This is a genomic window from Pseudomonas sp. Pse35, from assembly GCF_024519715.1.
Lineage (GTDB): Bacteria > Pseudomonadota > Gammaproteobacteria > Pseudomonadales > Pseudomonadaceae > Aquipseudomonas > Aquipseudomonas paracarnis.
The window spans coordinates 148,378-164,969 of sequence record NZ_JALJRP010000006.1 but is presented as its reverse complement, the minus strand read 5'-3'; the positions used below and the strand labels follow the sequence as shown (position 1 = coordinate 164,969).

Here is a 16,592-nt window from a genome sequence, read left to right as displayed (position 1 = left end):
TCAGTGAACCTCGACCACGTCGCCCTGCAAACGCTGCAAGGCATCGGTTACCGGCTGGGGCAGCAACTGGCGCAGGCAGTTGTAGTGGCCGAAGCGGCAGGTGCGGTCAAAACACGGACTGCAATCCAGACCCAGGCGCACCACTTCGACCTTGTCGGCCAACGGCGGAGTGAAGCCTGGGGATGTGGAGCCGTACACGGCCACCAGCGGACGGTTCAGCGCCGCCGCCACATGCATCAGGCCGGAATCGTTGGACACCACCGAGTCGGCGCACGACAACAGGTCGATGGCCTCAGCCAGGGACGTGTCGCCACTGAGGTTCACCGCTTCTTCACGCAGGCCGGGTATAAGGCGCTGGCGAATGTCTTCGCCCACCGAATGATCGTTCTTGGAACCGAACAACCACACCTGCCAGCCTTCGCGGATCTTGGTATCAGCGACTTTGGCGTAATGCTCCGACGGCCAGCGCTTGGACTCGCCAAACTCGGCGCCAGGGCACAAGGCCAATACGGGCCGATCCAGGGTGAGGCCGAACTTGGCCAGCGCCGCGTCGCGGGTCACCGGGTCGATCTGCAAGCTGGGGCGTGGGTACGGCTTGGGCAGTTCAGCACCCGGCTCGTAGGCCAAAGCCATAAAGCGTTCGATCATCAACGGGTAACGGGCTTTATCCAGGGTGCGCACGTCGTTGAGCAGCACATAGCGAAACTCGCCGCGCCAGCCGGTGCGCTTGGGGATACCGGCAAAGTACGGCACCAGCGCCGACTTCAGCGAGTTAGGCAGCAGTATCGCCTGGTCGTACTGGCCGGCCATGGACTTGCCGATGCGTCGGCGGGTCGCCAACTCAAGGGCGCCGTGGCCGAGCGGGAAGCTCAAGGCCTTGCGCACCTCGGGCATGCGCTCAAGGATCGGCCGGCTCCACTCAGGGGCGAGCACGTCGATCTGGCAGTCTGGATAGCGCAGGCGCAGGCACTGAAACAGTGTCTGTGCCATCACCATGTCACCGACCCAACTGGGCCCAACGATCAGAATATTCATGTAGTTTCCACAAACGATGCGGGGAGGCCTATGCCTCCCCGCCTCGATAATGACTGTAGATCGCGGTGCGCCAGGGAGCATCTTTATGTGGGAGCTGGCTTGCCTGCGATCGCATCACCTCGCTATCCCTGATAAACCGAGGCGCCTGCATCGCGGGCAAGCCCGGCTCCCACATCAATCCGCATCCCATATAAAAATTGGCGACGCCAATCAGTCGAGTTTCAATTTAAGCCCAGCGCCTGCCAGATTCGCATCACCTGTCGCCGCTCGTCGGCGAACTGGTCCCCGGCTACCGTACCGGCCTCGTTCTGCAAAGCCTGGCGGTGCGCGGCTGAGCGGTAAGCCTTGTACACTTCACGCAGCAAATGGGCATCGGCGGCGGGCATGAGCCCGACCTGCTCCAGGCCCTCCAGAATGCGGATATTGTCGGTGTAGCGCAGCAACGATGGATGTTGCGCAGACCACGCCAAAGCCGCGTATTGCACCATAAATTCAATATCGACGATACCTCCGGCGTCCTGCTTGAGGTCGAACAGCGCCGTGGCCTCGAAGGCATTGGCGCCCCTGCCGGCCGTCGTGGCCTTGGTGCCCAGGTTGTCACGCATCTTGGCACGCATCTCGCTGACCTCCTGGCGCAGCTTCTCCAAGTCCCGCTCACGCCCCAACACGTTAGCCCGTACCTGCTCGAACGCCTGGCCCACATCCTGGCTGCCCACCAGTACCCGCGCGCGGATCAGGGCCTGATGCTCCCAGGTCCAGGCTTCATTTTGTTGATACCGATCAAACGCCCCCAGGGAACTCACCAACAAGCCGGATGCGCCGGAAGGTCGCAGGCGCATGTCCACTTCATACAGCTGGCCGGAGTTGGTCTGGGTGGTCAGCAGGTGAATGATGCGCTGGCCCAGGCGTGTGAAGAATTGCGCGCCATCGATCGGCTTGGCACCGTCCGTCTCGGCCTGGGGGTCGCCGTCATGGATAAACACCAGGTCCAGGTCCGAACCATGCCCCAGTTCGATGCCGCCCACTTTTCCATAACCGACAATGATGAACCCAGGATCGCACAGGGTGCCGTCCAGTCGCTGCGGCGAGCCGTGACGGGCGACCGTCTGGCGCCAGGCCAGGGCCAGCACTTGTTCAAGAATCGCTTCGGCCAGCCAGGTGAGGTAGTCGCTGACCTTCATCAACGGCAGGCTGCCGGCGATTTCGGAAGCGGCCACCCGCAGGCGGTGCGCCAGTTTGAAATGGCGCAAGGCTTCCATTTGCTGCTCAAGGTCATCTTCGGGAATGCGCGTGAGGCGCTCGCGCAACTCAGCGGCCAGCTCCGGCGCCAGCGGCGGCTTGAACAAGCGGCCTTCGTTGAGCAATTCGTCCAGCAACAGCGGAAAACGGGTGATCTGCTCGGCGATCCACGGGCTGGCCGCGCACAATGTCAGCAGGCGACGCAGGGCGTCGGGGTTCTCAGTCAGCAACACCAGGTAGGCCGAACGCCGGGCAACGGCTTCCACCAGCGGCAACACGCGCTCCAGGACCAGGTCCGGGTTGGCATGTTCAACGGCCTGGGCCAGCAGGCGCGGGATGAACGCATCCAGGCGCTCGCGCCCCAGGCGCTGCATGGCGCGCAACTGCGGGCTGGCGCGCAGGCTGGCCAAGGCCTTGAGGGCCTTGGGGGCATCGGTGAAACCGCCTTCACTCAGTTGGCGACACGCGGCGTCGTCATCCTGGGACTCCTCCCACAGCGGCAGCCATTCACCACCGACCACCAATTCGCTTTCTTCGCCCTCTTCTTCATCAGGGTCGGCAATCACCTGGCGAAAGTGCCAATCCACACGGCCACGCCAGTACATCAGTCGCTCATGGAACGCGCCCCAGTCACTGAAGCCCAACATAAAGGCAATGCGTGCCTGGTCTTCGGGGCTGTCCGGCAGCATTTGCGTCTGGCGGTCGGCAATCGCCTGGATCGCATGCTCGGTGTAGCGCAGGAACTCGTAACCGCTGCGCAGCTCGCTGATCACCGCCGCGGGCAAATACCCCTGGCCTTCCAGCGTGCCCAGCACGTTCAACAGCGGGCGTTGCTGCAGGCTGAGGTCGCGGCCGCCATGGATCAGTTGGAATGCCTGCGCGATAAATTCCACCTCACGAATGCCGCCCGCGCCCAGCTTGATATTGTCGGCCATGCCCTTTCGCCGCACTTCCTGCTGGATCAGTTGCTTCATGGTGCGCAGCGCTTCGATGGCCGAGAAGTCCAGATAACGGCGAAAGACAAACGGGCGCAGCATGTCGAGCAGTTGCGCGCCAGCCACCTGGTCGCCGGCCACCACCCGCGCCTTGATCATGGCGTAGCGCTCCCAGTCCCGACCCTGGTCCTGGTAGTACTGCTCCAGCGCGTTGAAGCTCAGCACCAGGGCGCCGGCCGAACCGTAGGGGCGCAGGCGCATGTCGACGCGGAAGACAAAACCATCGACGGTCATCGGGTCCAGGGCCTTGATCAGTTTTTGACCCAGGCGAATAAAGAACTCCTGATTATCCAGGGCGCGCTTCACGCCCACCGTTTCACCACCTTCGGGATAAGCGAAGATCAAGTCGATATCCGACGACAGGTTCAGCTCCACTGCACCGAGCTTGCCCATGCCGAGGATGACCATGTGCTGTGCCTCGCCGCTGCGTGCGCCGGTCGGCGTGCCGAACTGGGCGCAGTGGCGCTGGTACAGCCATTGATAGGCCTGGTCGATGCAGGCGTCGGCCATGTCGGACAGATCGCGACAGGTTTGCACCAGGTCGGCCTGGCGTGTGAGGTCGCGCCAGATGATGCGCACCTGCTGGCGCGTGCGTTGGCGGCGCAGCACGCGGCCCAGTTCATCTTCTGTTTCGGCCTGTTGCACGGCACCGGCTATCTGGCTGCATAGCTCGCCGGGCGCGAAACCGCGGTCCAGCTCGCCCCAGGCCACCAGCTCCAGCAACATCAAAGGGTCACGAACACTCTGTTCAATGACGAAATCACTGGCGGCGCACACGCGGGCGAAGTCGGCCCACCGTTGCGGCGCCCACGCAGAAAGGCCATGATCGTCATCCAGCGCGGCCACCGCGTCACGAAATGACTGCTCGGCCCGGTTGGCGTAAGGCAACAGAATGGCCGGCAGTTCGGCCAGCGTTGGAAGGCTCATGGTCTATCCTTGATCGGCGTGTAAATGGCGTGTAGTTGTGAAGGCAAGAGCCATGCTCGGTGAAGGACTGTCGAACAAAGGTTAGAAATAGCTGAAATTAAATTAATCTTGGCAGGCAACATCAAAGTTTCACCTTTTCTTGTTCGCAATAGACCAACAATAACGATTATGCTCACCAGCAAGACCGAGCCATACGCTCAGTCTTGTGTAGTTTTACTACTCGTATATACATTCGAAAGGCTGAAATGGCCGACGATTTGTAGTAAAACTACAGGACGCCGAAGCAACCTTCGGCCATCCAAGAATTTATGTCGTCTGCCCACAAGGCCAGTCGCAAACTTCAGGCAACCGATTCTGGTAGCCTTTCCGCCCTGGAGCAAGCCATGCAAGACCTCGATCCCGTCGAAACCCAGGAATGGCTGGACGCCCTGGAATCGGTTCTCGACAAAGAAGGCGAAGACCGTGCTCACTACCTGATGACCCGTATGGGCGAACTCGCCACCCGCAGCGGCTCGCAACTGCCTTACGCCATCACTACGCCATACCGCAACACCATCCCCGTTACCCACGAAGCACGCATGCCTGGCGACCTGTTCATGGAACGCCGCATTCGCTCGCTGGTACGTTGGAACGCCATGGCGATGGTAATGCGCACGAACTTGAAAGATTCGGACCTGGGCGGTCACATCTCCAGCTTCGCTTCCAGCGCAACCCTGTATGACATCGGCTTCAACTACTTCTTCCAGGCCCCGACCGACGAACACGGCGGCGACCTGATCTACTTCCAGGGCCACACCTCGCCAGGCGTCTACGCCCGTGCGTTCATGGAAGGTCGCATCAGCGAAGAACAAATGAACAACTTCCGCCAGGAAGTCGACGGTCAGGGCCTGTCGTCCTACCCTCACCCTTGGCTGATGCCTGACTTCTGGCAGTTCCCGACCGTTTCCATGGGCCTTGGCCCGATCCAGGCGATCTACCAGGCACGCTTCATGAAGTACCTGGAAGCCCGTGGGTTCATCCCGGAAGGCAAGCAGAAAGTCTGGTGCTTCCTGGGCGACGGCGAGTGCGACGAACCGGAATCCCTGGGCGCCATCTCCCTGGCCGGCCGCGAGAAGCTCGACAACCTGATCTTCGTCATCAACTGCAACCTGCAGCGCCTCGACGGCCCGGTTCGCGGCAATGGCAAGATCATCCAGGAACTCGAAGGCGTGTTCCGCGGTGCTCAGTGGAACGTGACCAAAGTCATCTGGGGCCGTTTCTGGGACCCACTGCTGGCCAAGGACGTCGACGGTATCCTGCAACGTCGCATGGACGAAGTCATCGACGGCGAGTACCAGAACTACAAGGCCAAAGACGGCGCGTTCGTTCGCGAGCACTTTTTCAACACGCCTGAACTCAAGGCCATGGTTGCCGACCTGTCCGACGACGAAATCTGGAAGCTCAACCGTGGCGGCCACGACCCGTACAAGGTCTACGCGGCGTACCACGAAGCGGTCAACCACAAAGAACAACCCACCGTCATCCTGGCCAAGACCATCAAGGGTTATGGCACCGGTGCCGGCGAAGCGAAGAACACCGCGCACAACACCAAGAAAGTCGATGTCGACAGCCTGAAGTTGTTCCGCGACCGCTTCGACATCCCGGTCAAGGACGAAGAGCTGGAGAACCTGCCGTTCTTCAAGCCAGAGCCAAACAGCGCCGAAGCCCGCTACCTGAGCGAGCGTCGCAGCGCACTGGGCGGTTTCGTACCACAGCGCCGCGCCAACAGCTTCAGCGTACCGACGCCAGACCTGAGCACCCTCAAGGCTATCCTTGACGGCTCGGGCGACCGTGAAATCTCCACCACCATGGCCTTCGTGCGCATCCTGGCGCAGCTGGTCAAGGACAAGGACATCGGCCCGCGCATCGTCCCGATCATTCCGGACGAAGCCCGTACCTTCGGTATGGAAGGCATGTTCCGTCAGTTGGGCATCTACTCCTCCGTCGGCCAGCTCTACGAGCCAGTCGATAAAGACCAGGTGATGTTCTACAAGGAAGACAAGAAGGGCCAGATCCTCGAAGAAGGCATCAACGAAGCGGGCGCCATGAGCTCCTTCATCGCTGCCGGTACTTCGTACTCCAGCCACAACCAGCCAATGCTGCCGTTCTACATCTTCTACTCGATGTTCGGCTTCCAGCGTATCGGCGACCTGGCTTGGGCCGCTGGCGACAGCCGCACCCGTGGCTTCCTGATCGGCGGCACCGCCGGCCGCACCACGCTGAACGGCGAAGGCCTGCAACACGAAGACGGTCACAGCCACATCCTGGCTGCCACCATCCCGAACTGCCGCACCTTTGATCCAACCTACGGCTATGAGCTGGCGGTGATCATCCAGGACGGCATGAAGAAGATGACCGAAGAGCAGCAGGACGTTTTCTACTACATCACCGTGATGAACGAGTCCTACCAGCAGCCAGCCATGCCGGCCGGTGTGGAAGAAGGCATCATCAAGGGCATGTACCTGCTCGAAGAAGACACCAAAGAAGCGGCGCACCACGTACAGCTGATGGGCTCCGGCACTATCCTGCGTGAAGTACGTGAAGCGGCGAAGATCCTGCGCGACGAGTTCAACGTCGGTGCCGACGTATGGAGCGTCACCAGCTTCAACGAACTGCGTCGCGATGGCCTGGCCGTAGAGCGCAGCAACCGTCTGCACCCTGGCCAGAAGCCAGCCAAGAGCTACGTCGAAGAGTGCCTGGCCGGCCGTAAGGGTCCAGTCATTGCCTCTACCGACTACATGAAACTGTTTGCTGAACAAATTCGCCAGTGGGTCCCGTCCAAGGAATTCAAAGTCCTGGGCACCGATGGTTTCGGCCGCAGTGACAGCCGCAAGAAGCTGCGTCACTTCTTCGAAGTCGACCGTCACTTCGTGGTGTTGGCAGCCCTGGAAGCCTTGGCTGACCGTGGTGAGATCGAACCCAAGGTGGTGGCTGACGCCATCGTCAAGTTCGGGATCAACCCGGAAAAACGCAACCCACTGGACTGCTGAGGAGATTTTTTGTGAGCGAACTCATTCGCGTACCTGACATCGGCAGCGGTGAAGGTGAAGTAATCGAGCTGTTTGTGAAGGTCGGCGACACCGTCGAAGCCGACCAGAGCATCCTGACCCTCGAGTCGGACAAGGCGAGCATGGAAATCCCTGCTCCCAAGGCCGGCGTGGTCAAAAGCCTGAAAGTGAAGCTGGGCGACCGTCTGAAAGAAGGCGACGAACTGCTGGAGCTGGAAATCGAAGGCGCTGCTGATGCAGCCCCTGCGACCGCTGCTCCGGCCGCCGCTGCACCTGCACCTGCTGCTGAAAAGCCTGCCGCTGCCGAGGCTGCTCCAGCCCCGGCCGCTGCACCTGCCGCCGCGACCGTCCAGGACATTCACGTCCCGGACATCGGTTCGTCGGGCAAGGCCAAGATCATCGAGCTGCTGGTCAAGGTCGGCGACACCGTCGAAGCCGACCAGTCGCTGATCACCCTGGAGTCCGACAAGGCTTCCATGGAAATCCCATCGCCGGCTGCCGGCGTGGTGGAAAGCATCGCGGTCAAGCTGGAAGACGAAGTCGGCACCGGTGACTTCATCCTCAAGCTCAAAGTACAAGGTGCTGCGCCAGCCGCCGCACCAGCACCGGCTGCTGCTCCGGCTGCCAAGGCTGAAGCGGCACCTGCCGCTGCTGCCCCTGCTCCGGCCGCAAAAGCCGAAGCTGCGCCAGCCCCCGGGGCTGCTGCGCCTGCGCCAAGCGGTGCCAAGGTTCACGCCGGCCCAGCCGTGCGTCAGCTGGCCCGTGAATTTGGCGTCGAGCTGAGCGCTGTTGCAGCCAGCGGCCCTCACGGCCGTGTGCTGAAGGAAGACGTGCAGGTTTACGTCAAAGCCATGATGCAAAAAGCCAAGGAAGCTCCGGCTGCCGGCGGCGCTACCGGTGGTTCGGGCATTCCGCCGATCCGCACCGTGGATTTCAGCCGTTTCGGCGAAATCGAAGAAGTGCCGATGACCCGCCTGATGCAAATCGGCGCGGCAGGCCTGCACGCCAGCTGGCTGAACATCCCGCACGTGACTCAGTTCGACCAGGCCGATATCACCGACCTGGAAGCGTTCCGCGTTGCGCAGAAAGCCGTGGCCGAGAAGGCCGGCGTGAAGCTGACCGTGCTGCCACTGCTGCTCAAGGCCTGTGCACACCTGCTCAAGGAACTGCCGGACTTCAACAGCTCGCTGGCGCCAAGCGGCAAGGCGATCATTCGCAAGAAGTACGTGCACATCGGCTTTGCGGTCGACACCCCGGATGGCCTGCTGGTACCGGTCATCAAGAACGTCGATCAGAAGAGCCTCCTGCAACTCGCTGGCGAAGCGGCTGCGCTGGCTGCCAAGGCCCGCGACAAGAAGCTCACCCCGGACGACATGCAGGGCGCTTGCTTCACCATCTCCAGCCTCGGCCACATTGGCGGCACTGGCTTCACGCCAATCGTCAACGCGCCGGAAGTGGCGATCCTGGGTGTGTCCAAGGCCACCATCCAGCCTGTGTGGGACGGTAAAGCGTTCCAACCCAAGCTGATGCTGCCACTGTCGCTGTCCTACGATCACCGTGTGATCAACGGTGCTGCGGCTGCGCGCTTCACCCAGCGCCTGAGCCAGCTGCTGAACGACATCCGCACCATCCTGCTGTAAGTCGCAGGGCCTTCCCGTTACCTGGAAGGCCCTTGCCACACCGATTTCCGAGCGCCACGCTCGTACCTCAACCCCGCCACTTGGCGGGGCTTTTTTTGCCTGTCTTTTGTAGGAGCGAGCTTGCTGTGGCGAGGGAGCTTGCTCCCGCTGGAGTGCGAAGCGCTCCCAAGATTTTGGGGCCGCTGCGCAGCCCAGCGCAAGCAAGCTTGCTCGCCACACGCAAGCACCCTACCTGCGTCAACGCACCACCGATCACCCCAATTACAGAAATCCCTCGCGCGGCCGATAACAGGCTTATAGCACTTAGCCTTCATCCTCTCTTGTCACTGCGTCCTGCATGATGCAACCTTGCCGCAGTCGACAGTCAAGAGGGCGTGAGCCCAGCGCAGTGCGCATTTTCCCAAGCGAGTTTCCCCATGAAAAGCCAACCCGATGTCGCCCGTATGGCGGCCGAGGTAGTGACGCAATTACCGGTGCCTTCGCGCCTCGGTATGCTGCGTTTCGAGCGGCTTAATGAGGCAAGCTGGGCCCTGCTCTACCTCGATCCCAACTGCGAACGCCAGTTCGGCCTGCCGGCGGTTGAACTCTGCGCCTTGATCGGCACGCCCTACGCCAGCCTGATGGAACCCCAGGCGCGCTACCAGTTGCACGATGCGATCCAGCAGCAACTGGCCCACAGCCCCCATTATCTGGTGCGCTACAACCTGCACACCCATGACGGCCCTCTGAGCGTGCTGGAGATGGGCGAGGCCTACAAACAACATAACCGCCACCTGGTGCGCGGCTACCTGATGGTGGTCGAGGGGCTGTTCAGCGAGACCAGCGCACCCGCCCCGACGGTCGACCTGGAAAACCAGAACAGCCGCCTGCAAATCGCCCTGGAGCTCAACCAGCGAGCGCAGCAGGAGCAGTTGCAACACCTGGAGCGAGTGCGCGCCCAGCAAGAACTGATCCTGCTGCTGGCGCGCCAACGCTACACAACGCCAAATTCCCTGCAAGAAGCCGCTGAACTGATCACGCGCAGCGCCTGCGACATTTACCAGATCGACTGCGCCAGCATCTGGAACCTCGAAGGCCATCATCTGGTACCGATCTCCGCCTATCACCGCGCCGATCAACAACACCATCTGCCCGAAGCCATTGATGCCAGCGGCTTCCCGGATTATCTGGAGGCCCTGCACTCCAGCCGCGCCATCGACGCCACCCACGCCCTGCGCGACCCACGCACCCGGGAAATGGCCGAAAGCCTGCGCGCCAAGGACATCCACGCGATGCTCGACGCCAGCATCCGTGTCGACGGCCAGGTCGTCGGCGTGCTGTGCCTGGAGCAAGGTGGCAGCCCGCGCGCCTGGCAGTCCGATGAGATCGCATTCGCCGGCGAGCTGGCAGACCAGTTCGCCCAGGTCATCAACAACCACAACCGCCGCACTGCCACCAGCGCCCTGCACTTGTTCCAGCGCGCCGTGGAGCAAAGCGCCAACGCGTTTTTGCTGGTCAATTGCGACGGCGTGGTGGAGTACGTCAACCCCAGCTTCACCGCGATTACCCAATACAGCGCCGAAGAAGTCCACGGCCATCGCCTGGCCCAACTGCCAGCTCTGGAGAACCTCAGCGAATTGCTGTTCGACGCGCCTTCGGCCCTGGCCAAAAGCAACAGCTGGCAAGGCGAGTTCAAGAGCCGCCGCAAGAACCTGGAACCGTACTGGGGCCAGCTGTCGATTTCCAAGGTGTATGGCGACAACCGCGAGCTGACCCACTACATCGGCATCTACGAAGACATCACCCAGACCAAGCTGGCGCAACAGCGCATCGAACGCCTGGCCTACACCGACAACCTGACCAACCTGGGCAATCGCCCCGCGTTCATTCGCAACCTCGACGAGCGCTTTGCCCGCGACAGCGACAGCCCGATCAGCCTGCTGTTGGTGGACATCGACAACTTCAAGCGCATCAACGACAGCCTCGGCCACCAGACTGGCGACAAGTTGTTGATCAGCCTGGCGCGCCGCCTGCGCAACAGCTTGAGCAGCGGCGGCAGCCTGGCGCGTTTTGCCAGTAACGAATTCGCGGTGCTGTTGGACGATGCCGACCTTGAGACCGGCCAGCAGGTGGCCAGCCAGTTGCTGACCACCCTCGACAAGCCGATGTTCGTCGACAACCAGTTGATCAGCGTAACCGGTTCCGTGGGCCTGGCCTGCGCGCCGCTGCATGGCCGCGACCCGCAGACCCTGATGCGCAACGCCGGCCTGGCCCTGCACAAGGCCAAAGCCAACGGTAAGCACCAGGTGCAAGTGTTTACCGAAGCGCTGAATGCCGAGGCCAGCTACAAGCTGTTCGTGGAAAACAACCTGCGCCGTGCCCTGACCCAGAACGAGCTGGACGTGTTCTACCAGCCCAAGCTATGCCTGCGCAGCGGTCGCCTGCTGGGCATGGAAGCGCTGTTGCGCTGGAACCACCCGGAAAAAGGCATGATCCGCCCCGACCAGTTCATCAGCGTGGCTGAAGAAACCGGGCTGATTATCCCCATCGGCAAATGGATCGCGCGCCAGGCCTGCCGCATGAGCCGGCAATTGACGGCCGCAGGCCTGGGCAACTTGCAGGTGGCCATCAACCTGTCGCCCAAGCAATTTTCCGACCCGGACCTGGTGGCCTCGATTGCCACCATCCTCAAGGAGGAACAGCTGCCGGCCAACCTGCTGGAGCTGGAGCTGACCGAAGGCTTGCTGCTGGAAGCCACTGAAGATACGCGCCTGCAACTGGACCAGCTCAAGAGCTTTGGCCTGACCCTGGCGATGGACGACTTCGGCACCGGTTACTCGTCGCTGAGCTACTTGAAAAAATTCCCCATCGACATCATTAAGATTGATCGCAGCTTTATCCATGAAATCCCGGACAACCAGGACGACATGGAAATCACCTCGGCGGTGATCGCCATGGCCCACAACCTCAAACTCAAGGTCGTGGCCGAAGGCATCGAAACCGCTGAGCAGTTGGCGTTCCTGCGCCGGCACCGTTGCGACGTGGGCCAGGGCTACCTGTTCGACCGCCCGATCCCGGGTGCAGAGCTGATGCAGAGGCTTAAACGCTACCCGCGCGGGCCAATCGCCTGACAGCGCTGTAACACTCGGGCACACTGGCTGTCTGACAATTTACTGTTACTCAACCTGACGAGAGGACTGATCATGGTCTTGCGCTCGGAAATTCTGGTGAACAAAAACGTGCTGCCTACTCAAGAACAAGCGTTGCCTGGTCGTGAAACCCCGATGAAGTTACCGGAAACGCACTTCGTCAACGGCAACCCACTGCTGGGCCCGTTCCTGGATGACGTCGGCTTTGCGATCTTCGGCCTGGGCTGCTTCTGGGGCGCAGAACGCAAGTTCTGGCAGCGCGACGGCGTGGTCAGCACCGTGGTCGGCTACGCTGGCGGCTTTACGCCTAACCCCACTTATGAAGAAGTCTGCTCGGGCCTGACCGGCCATAGCGAAGTGGTGCTGGTGGTGTATGACCAGGCCAAGGTGAAATACGAAGACCTGCTGAAAATGTTCTGGGAACTGCACAACCCGACCCAGGGCATGCGCCAGGGCAACGACATCGGCAGCCAGTACCGTTCGGTGATCTACGCCACCACGCCTGAGCAACTGGCGGCAGCCAAGGCCAGTGCCGAGGCGTATCAGCAAGAGCTGAGCAAGGCCGGCCTGGGTGAGATCACCACGGAAATCGAAGAGGCCCCGACGGTGTACTTCGCCGAGGCGTATCACCAGCAGTACCTGGCGAAGAACCCCCAGGGCTACTGCGGGATCGGCGGCACGGGTGTGACCTGCCCGATCTGACCCTTGTGCCATGATCATTCCCACGCTCCGCGTGGGAATGCCGTACTGGACGCTCCGCGTCCGCTTTTAACATCGTGACGCGGAGCGTCACAGGCTGCGTTACCACGCGGAGCGCGGGAACGATCGGTTACTCGGCGATCAGCCAATCCATCTGCCAGCCACCCTGGGTCTGGCCCAGTTGCTTGGACAACCATGGCAGCAACTCACGCAATTCCTCTTCCAAGCCCCACGGCGGGTTGGCAATCGCCAGGCCCGAGCCGGTGAGGGTATTAGGCGTGTCCAGCGGATGCACCAGCAACTCCACACGCAGCAGCTTCGGCGCACCGGTACCGGCCAGGTCCTGGTAGAAACGGCGCAACATGCGCTGGTCTTTCACCGGGTACCAGATCGCCGCCACCGTCTGGCGCATACGGCTAACAGCCTCCTTGAGGGACGCGGCGCAACGCTGCATTTCGTCGAGTTTTTCAAACGGCGGGTCGATCAGCATCAGCGCGCGCTTTTCCGGTACCGGCAGCAAGGCCCGTGGCACGTGCCAGCCTTCGCCCAGGTGCACTTTGACGCGGCGATCACCCTTCATGTTGTCCTTGAGCAGCACGCCATCTTCAGGGTGCTTCTCGTTGAGCAACACACGGTCCTGGGGCCGCGTGAGGCGGCGCGCCAGTTCCGGCGAGCCCGGGTAGTAGCGCAACTGGCCATCTGGGTTCATATCGTGCAGCACGCGCATGTAGTCGGCGGTGAGCGGCGGCAGGTCGCTTGCGCCCCACAGGCGGGCAATGCCTTCCAGGTACTCACCGGTGCGGTTGGCCTGGTCGCCCTGCAAGTCATACAAGCCAATGCCTGCGTGAGTGTCGAGGTAGGCGAACGGCTGTTCCTTGCGCGACATCAGGGCGATGAGGCGGGTCAAGGTCAGGTGTTTGAAGACATCGGCATGGTTGCCGGCGTGAAAGGCGTGACGATAATTCATGGTTGCTCCTGCGCAGGGGGCGAAGTTTACCTTCTACCGGTGCAAAGGTGCAGGGCCGCATGGCGGGCGGCACGGAAGTGACGCTATCGCCAGGGGCTCAACTGAGCTGCGAGGCAAGGTAATCAGCCAGTGCACCATGGCTGATTTGCGGCCTGCGTGCGAAGTAGGCGACTTTATGCTGCAAGGTTGCTGGCGTAAACGCGGTATAGAGGTCAGGACGCTGCTCTTGGAGCCATTGCAGCAGGTTGTCGACCAGCACCTGCGGTGACTGCTGCGCCATATGCTTGAGCAACGATTCCGGCACCTGCCACCAGGGGCTGGCTGGGGCCGCAGTGACTGGTTTGGCCGCCACCGACAGCGGCTGGCCGTTGATCAAGTAGCGCTGGAACACTGGCAACACGCGCCCGGCCTCGTCGCCTAATGACTGCAACATCGGCAAAAGGTGCGCGCCATCCCAGAAACGCAAAAACACCGGCTGGTTTTCAGAGAGGTACACCTGGGTCAAACCCTTAAAATGCGCGATCACCACCTCCAGCGGGCTGGACGAGACCGCCAGCCAGCCCCAATCCGGCGCTTGGGTGGTGGCTATCCAATCGAGAAAGGCACTGCTCGGCTCAACGACGCCAACGTAGGGCATGACCTCATCCCAGTCAGCGTAGGCCGTGCCCGCCCAGATCGGTCGCGGCATCTTTGCAGCGGCCGTGGCTTGCCAGGCGGCGAGCGGCTTGGCGTCGCTGGCATTGCCCAGCACGGCGTACAGCTGTTCATCAGGCTGCAACGGGTATTGCGCCAGCCAGGCATTGGGCGTCAAGAGCGCGGGCATCAGGACGCACTCCGTGTATGGGCGTCGATGTCGCACTGGCCGTTCTTGCAGCGCTCGCATTCTTCGCAGAACGGCGCGCTGCGTTTGAGGCTGAACACTTGTGCACGGCTTAACGGCGCGGGAACCGCTGCCAATACAGCCTCTTTCAATCCAGGCATTAACGGCGCCGGCGTCGGGGCAGGCGCGCTGCCGAGCTGGATCGGCACACTGCTGAAAATCCCGCCCGCTGACAATGTGATCGACTGCCCACCCGCCTGGATCGTCACGCTGGCACCCGCATCAATGATGATGCTTTGCCCGGCCCCCAGCGCAATGATTTGCCCGGCACGCATGTGCTGCGAACCGCCAACCACCAGATGGTCATCCTGCTTGAGCTCGGTCAAACGGTTGCCGTGGGTGATGCGCTGCTCCTGGCCCTGCAACTCATGGCGCGACTCGCCGCCCACCTGCACGCGACGCTGGTTATCGACCTGTACCTGTTGATCATGCAGCACATGCTGGGTCCAGTCCCGCTGGGCGCGCAGGTAGATTTCTTCGGCGCCCTTGCGGTCCTCGATACGCAGTTCGTTGTAGCCACCACCGCCAGGGCTGCTCTGGCTACGCCAGAGACTACGGGTCTTGTCCGCGGGCAGGTCGAGGGGCACAGGCGTGGCGGCGTTGGGCAGGCACCCCACCACCAGCGGCATATCCATGTCGCCATTGACGAACCCCACCAGCACTTCCATGCCCACCCGGGGTATCAGCACCACGCCATAACGGTCATGGGCCCAGCCACTGGCGACCCGCAGCCAGCAACTGGAATGGTCGTTGTGCTCGCCGACACGATCCCAGGCCAGTTGCACCTTGACCCGGCCGTATTCGTCACAGTGAACCTCACTGTCAACCGGGCCGGTGACCACTGCACTTTGATATCCCGATACCGTCGGGCGCGGCTGCTCCGGCAAGGGCGGACGAAACACCGCATCCCATGGCGCGGCGACAAATGCGTTGCGATACCCTTGGCGCAGTTCCCCTCCGTCCTCCTCGGTGACCGCCTCCTCAAGCACCTGAGGCTGCTTGCCTTCATGGCGCACCTGCGTCACCAGCCACAGGTCGTTCCAGTCCTCACGGGGGTGCTCACGCAACTGCAGAAACCGGCCACTGGCCAACGCCGGCTCATCGGCCTGGCCATGGGCACTACGATAGTCGCTGCGGTACCGCTCCAGGCCACGCTGGGCGAGGCATCTGCCTTGGGCTCGGTCGGAAAAGTTGCCGGGGTAGTGCTGCGCTTCAAGCTTGGGCAATGACTTGTCGACGGCTGCGCTTTCCAGCTCGACATGGGGTTTGCGAAAGTCGTAATCGCGAAGACTCAACGCCGTGGTGCAGGTCGCCAATTGCAAGGTGAAGCGCTTGATCGCAGGGTTAGCGGCGACCATTCCCGAACCAGGCCGGTACGGCGTGGGCTGATCTGCCTGGGCAAATACGGTCTGGTCATCGCCAAACACCAGCAGATGCCCTGCGGGGGAATGCTGGAAGTGATAGTGAATACCCAGCTCGGCACACAGGCGCTGGATGAACGCCAGGTCGCTCTCGCCGAACTGCACGCAATATTCACGCTCAGGGTAATCACCGCTCAACCGGAACTCGAAGCGGTCACTGTGAATCCCCTGCCCGGCCAGCACTTGGGCAACAATCTGCGGCACCGTCTTATGCTGAAAAATGCGCTGGTGGCTGCTGTGTGCCAGGTACGCCAGATGCGGCGCAAGGCTGAGCTGGTAGCGCGTCAGGCGCCGGCCCGAGTCGCCCTGGGCAACCCGATACACCAGGCCGTGAACGCCATGCCCCTGATCGTCGAAGCCCAAGTACACCTGGCGATGCAGCAAGCCCTCCAGGTCGATATCCGGCTGCTCGCTGACCAGCTCAAGTTCAAAACGATAGGGCTGGCTGATGGCCTCGGTGCCGTCGAACGCGAACACCTCGAAATCACTCGGCGCCCCATCCAGGGCCAGGGTAAATGCAGGTTGGTTGGCAGGAGCGAACATCCGGTGTTTCTCTGCGAAGGGTGGGCGGTCGATTCTGCACCAGCCGTTCGCCTTGCCGAGCGCTGCCTCGG

Annotated in this window: 9 protein-coding genes; 4 read left to right on the top strand and 5 right to left on the bottom strand. The window is 61.9% G+C overall.

All coding sequences use genetic code 11. The features are described 5' to 3' along the window. Together waaF and glnE are read right to left on the bottom strand one after the other, a co-directional pair. Complete coding sequence (waaF, locus tag OC445_RS07905) at nucleotides 1–1,035, bottom strand: lipopolysaccharide heptosyltransferase II (RefSeq protein ID WP_054918888.1); 1,035 nt, start codon at nucleotides 1,033–1,035, stop codon at nucleotides 1–3. Between the two features lie 221 nt (nucleotides 1,036–1,256). After that, on the bottom strand, nucleotides 1,257–4,196 hold the full coding sequence (glnE, locus tag OC445_RS07900; protein WP_057975422.1) for a bifunctional [glutamate--ammonia ligase]-adenylyl-L-tyrosine phosphorylase/[glutamate--ammonia-ligase] adenylyltransferase: 2,940 nt from the start codon (nucleotides 4,194–4,196) through the stop codon (nucleotides 1,257–1,259). A 383-nt stretch (nucleotides 4,197–4,579) separates the two neighbouring features. Here glnE and aceE point away from each other — a divergent pair, with 383 nt between their 5' ends. From aceE to msrA, 4 genes are all read left to right on the top strand, one after another. Beyond that, nucleotides 4,580–7,225 carry a pyruvate dehydrogenase (acetyl-transferring), homodimeric type gene (aceE, locus tag OC445_RS07895; protein WP_003187985.1) on the top strand — a complete coding sequence of 882 codons (2,646 nt, stop codon included), beginning with the start codon at nucleotides 4,580–4,582 and terminating at the stop codon, nucleotides 7,223–7,225. 11 nt (nucleotides 7,226–7,236) lie between these two features. Further along, the gene (gene aceF, locus OC445_RS07890) at nucleotides 7,237–8,883 is read left to right on the top strand and encodes a dihydrolipoyllysine-residue acetyltransferase (RefSeq protein ID WP_262020050.1); all 1,647 of its coding nucleotides are present in this window, start codon (nucleotides 7,237–7,239) and stop codon (nucleotides 8,881–8,883) included. A gap of 416 nt (nucleotides 8,884–9,299) precedes the next feature. After that, the gene (locus OC445_RS07885; RefSeq protein WP_034125612.1) at nucleotides 9,300–11,993 is read left to right on the top strand and encodes a putative bifunctional diguanylate cyclase/phosphodiesterase; all 2,694 of its coding nucleotides are present in this window, start codon (nucleotides 9,300–9,302) and stop codon (nucleotides 11,991–11,993) included. 72 nt (nucleotides 11,994–12,065) lie between these two features. Beyond that, nucleotides 12,066–12,713, top strand: coding sequence for a peptide-methionine (S)-S-oxide reductase MsrA (gene msrA, locus OC445_RS07880; protein WP_014716620.1), 648 nt, complete (start codon nucleotides 12,066–12,068; stop codon nucleotides 12,711–12,713). Between the two features lie 127 nt (nucleotides 12,714–12,840). Here msrA and OC445_RS07875 read toward each other — a convergent pair whose 3' ends face one another. The 3 genes from OC445_RS07875 to OC445_RS07865 all read right to left on the bottom strand — a co-directional run bounded on the left by OC445_RS07875 (nucleotide 12,841) and on the right by OC445_RS07865 (nucleotide 16,521). Continuing rightward, entirely contained in the window at nucleotides 12,841–13,677 is an 837-nt protein-coding gene (locus tag OC445_RS07875) for a 23S rRNA (adenine(2030)-N(6))-methyltransferase RlmJ (RefSeq protein WP_054896234.1), read from the bottom strand. 97 nt (nucleotides 13,678–13,774) lie between these two features. Further along, nucleotides 13,775–14,500 (bottom strand): DUF4123 domain-containing protein, encoded by a 726-nt coding sequence (locus OC445_RS07870; protein ID WP_060764896.1) that lies wholly within the window; start codon nucleotides 14,498–14,500, stop codon nucleotides 13,775–13,777. Beyond that, nucleotides 14,500–16,521, bottom strand: a complete 2,022-nt coding sequence (locus OC445_RS07865) for a type VI secretion system tip protein VgrG (protein WP_262020049.1) — start codon at nucleotides 16,519–16,521, stop codon at nucleotides 14,500–14,502. Before OC445_RS07865 ends, OC445_RS07870 begins: the two co-directional genes overlap by 1 nt. Nucleotides 16,522–16,592: the final 71 nt, after the last annotated feature.

Excerpts from the sequence above, each read along its gene's own strand:
- waaF (WP_054918888.1), bottom strand. The coding sequence starts at position 1,035 with ATGAATATTCTGATCGTTGGGCCCAGTTGGGTCGGTGACATGGTGATG.
- glnE (WP_057975422.1), bottom strand. The coding sequence starts at position 4,196 with ATGAGCCTTCCAACGCTGGCCGAACTGCCGGCCATTCTGTTGCCTTAC.
- aceE (WP_003187985.1), top strand. The coding sequence starts at position 4,580 with ATGCAAGACCTCGATCCCGTCGAAACCCAGGAATGGCTGGACGCCCTG.
- OC445_RS07885 (WP_034125612.1), top strand. The coding sequence starts at position 9,300 with ATGAAAAGCCAACCCGATGTCGCCCGTATGGCGGCCGAGGTAGTGACG.
- msrA (WP_014716620.1), top strand. The coding sequence starts at position 12,066 with ATGGTCTTGCGCTCGGAAATTCTGGTGAACAAAAACGTGCTGCCTACT.
- OC445_RS07875 (WP_054896234.1), bottom strand. The coding sequence starts at position 13,677 with ATGAATTATCGTCACGCCTTTCACGCCGGCAACCATGCCGATGTCTTC.
- OC445_RS07870 (WP_060764896.1), bottom strand. The coding sequence starts at position 14,500 with ATGCCCGCGCTCTTGACGCCCAATGCCTGGCTGGCGCAATACCCGTTG.
- OC445_RS07865 (WP_262020049.1), bottom strand. The coding sequence starts at position 16,521 with ATGTTCGCTCCTGCCAACCAACCTGCATTTACCCTGGCCCTGGATGGG.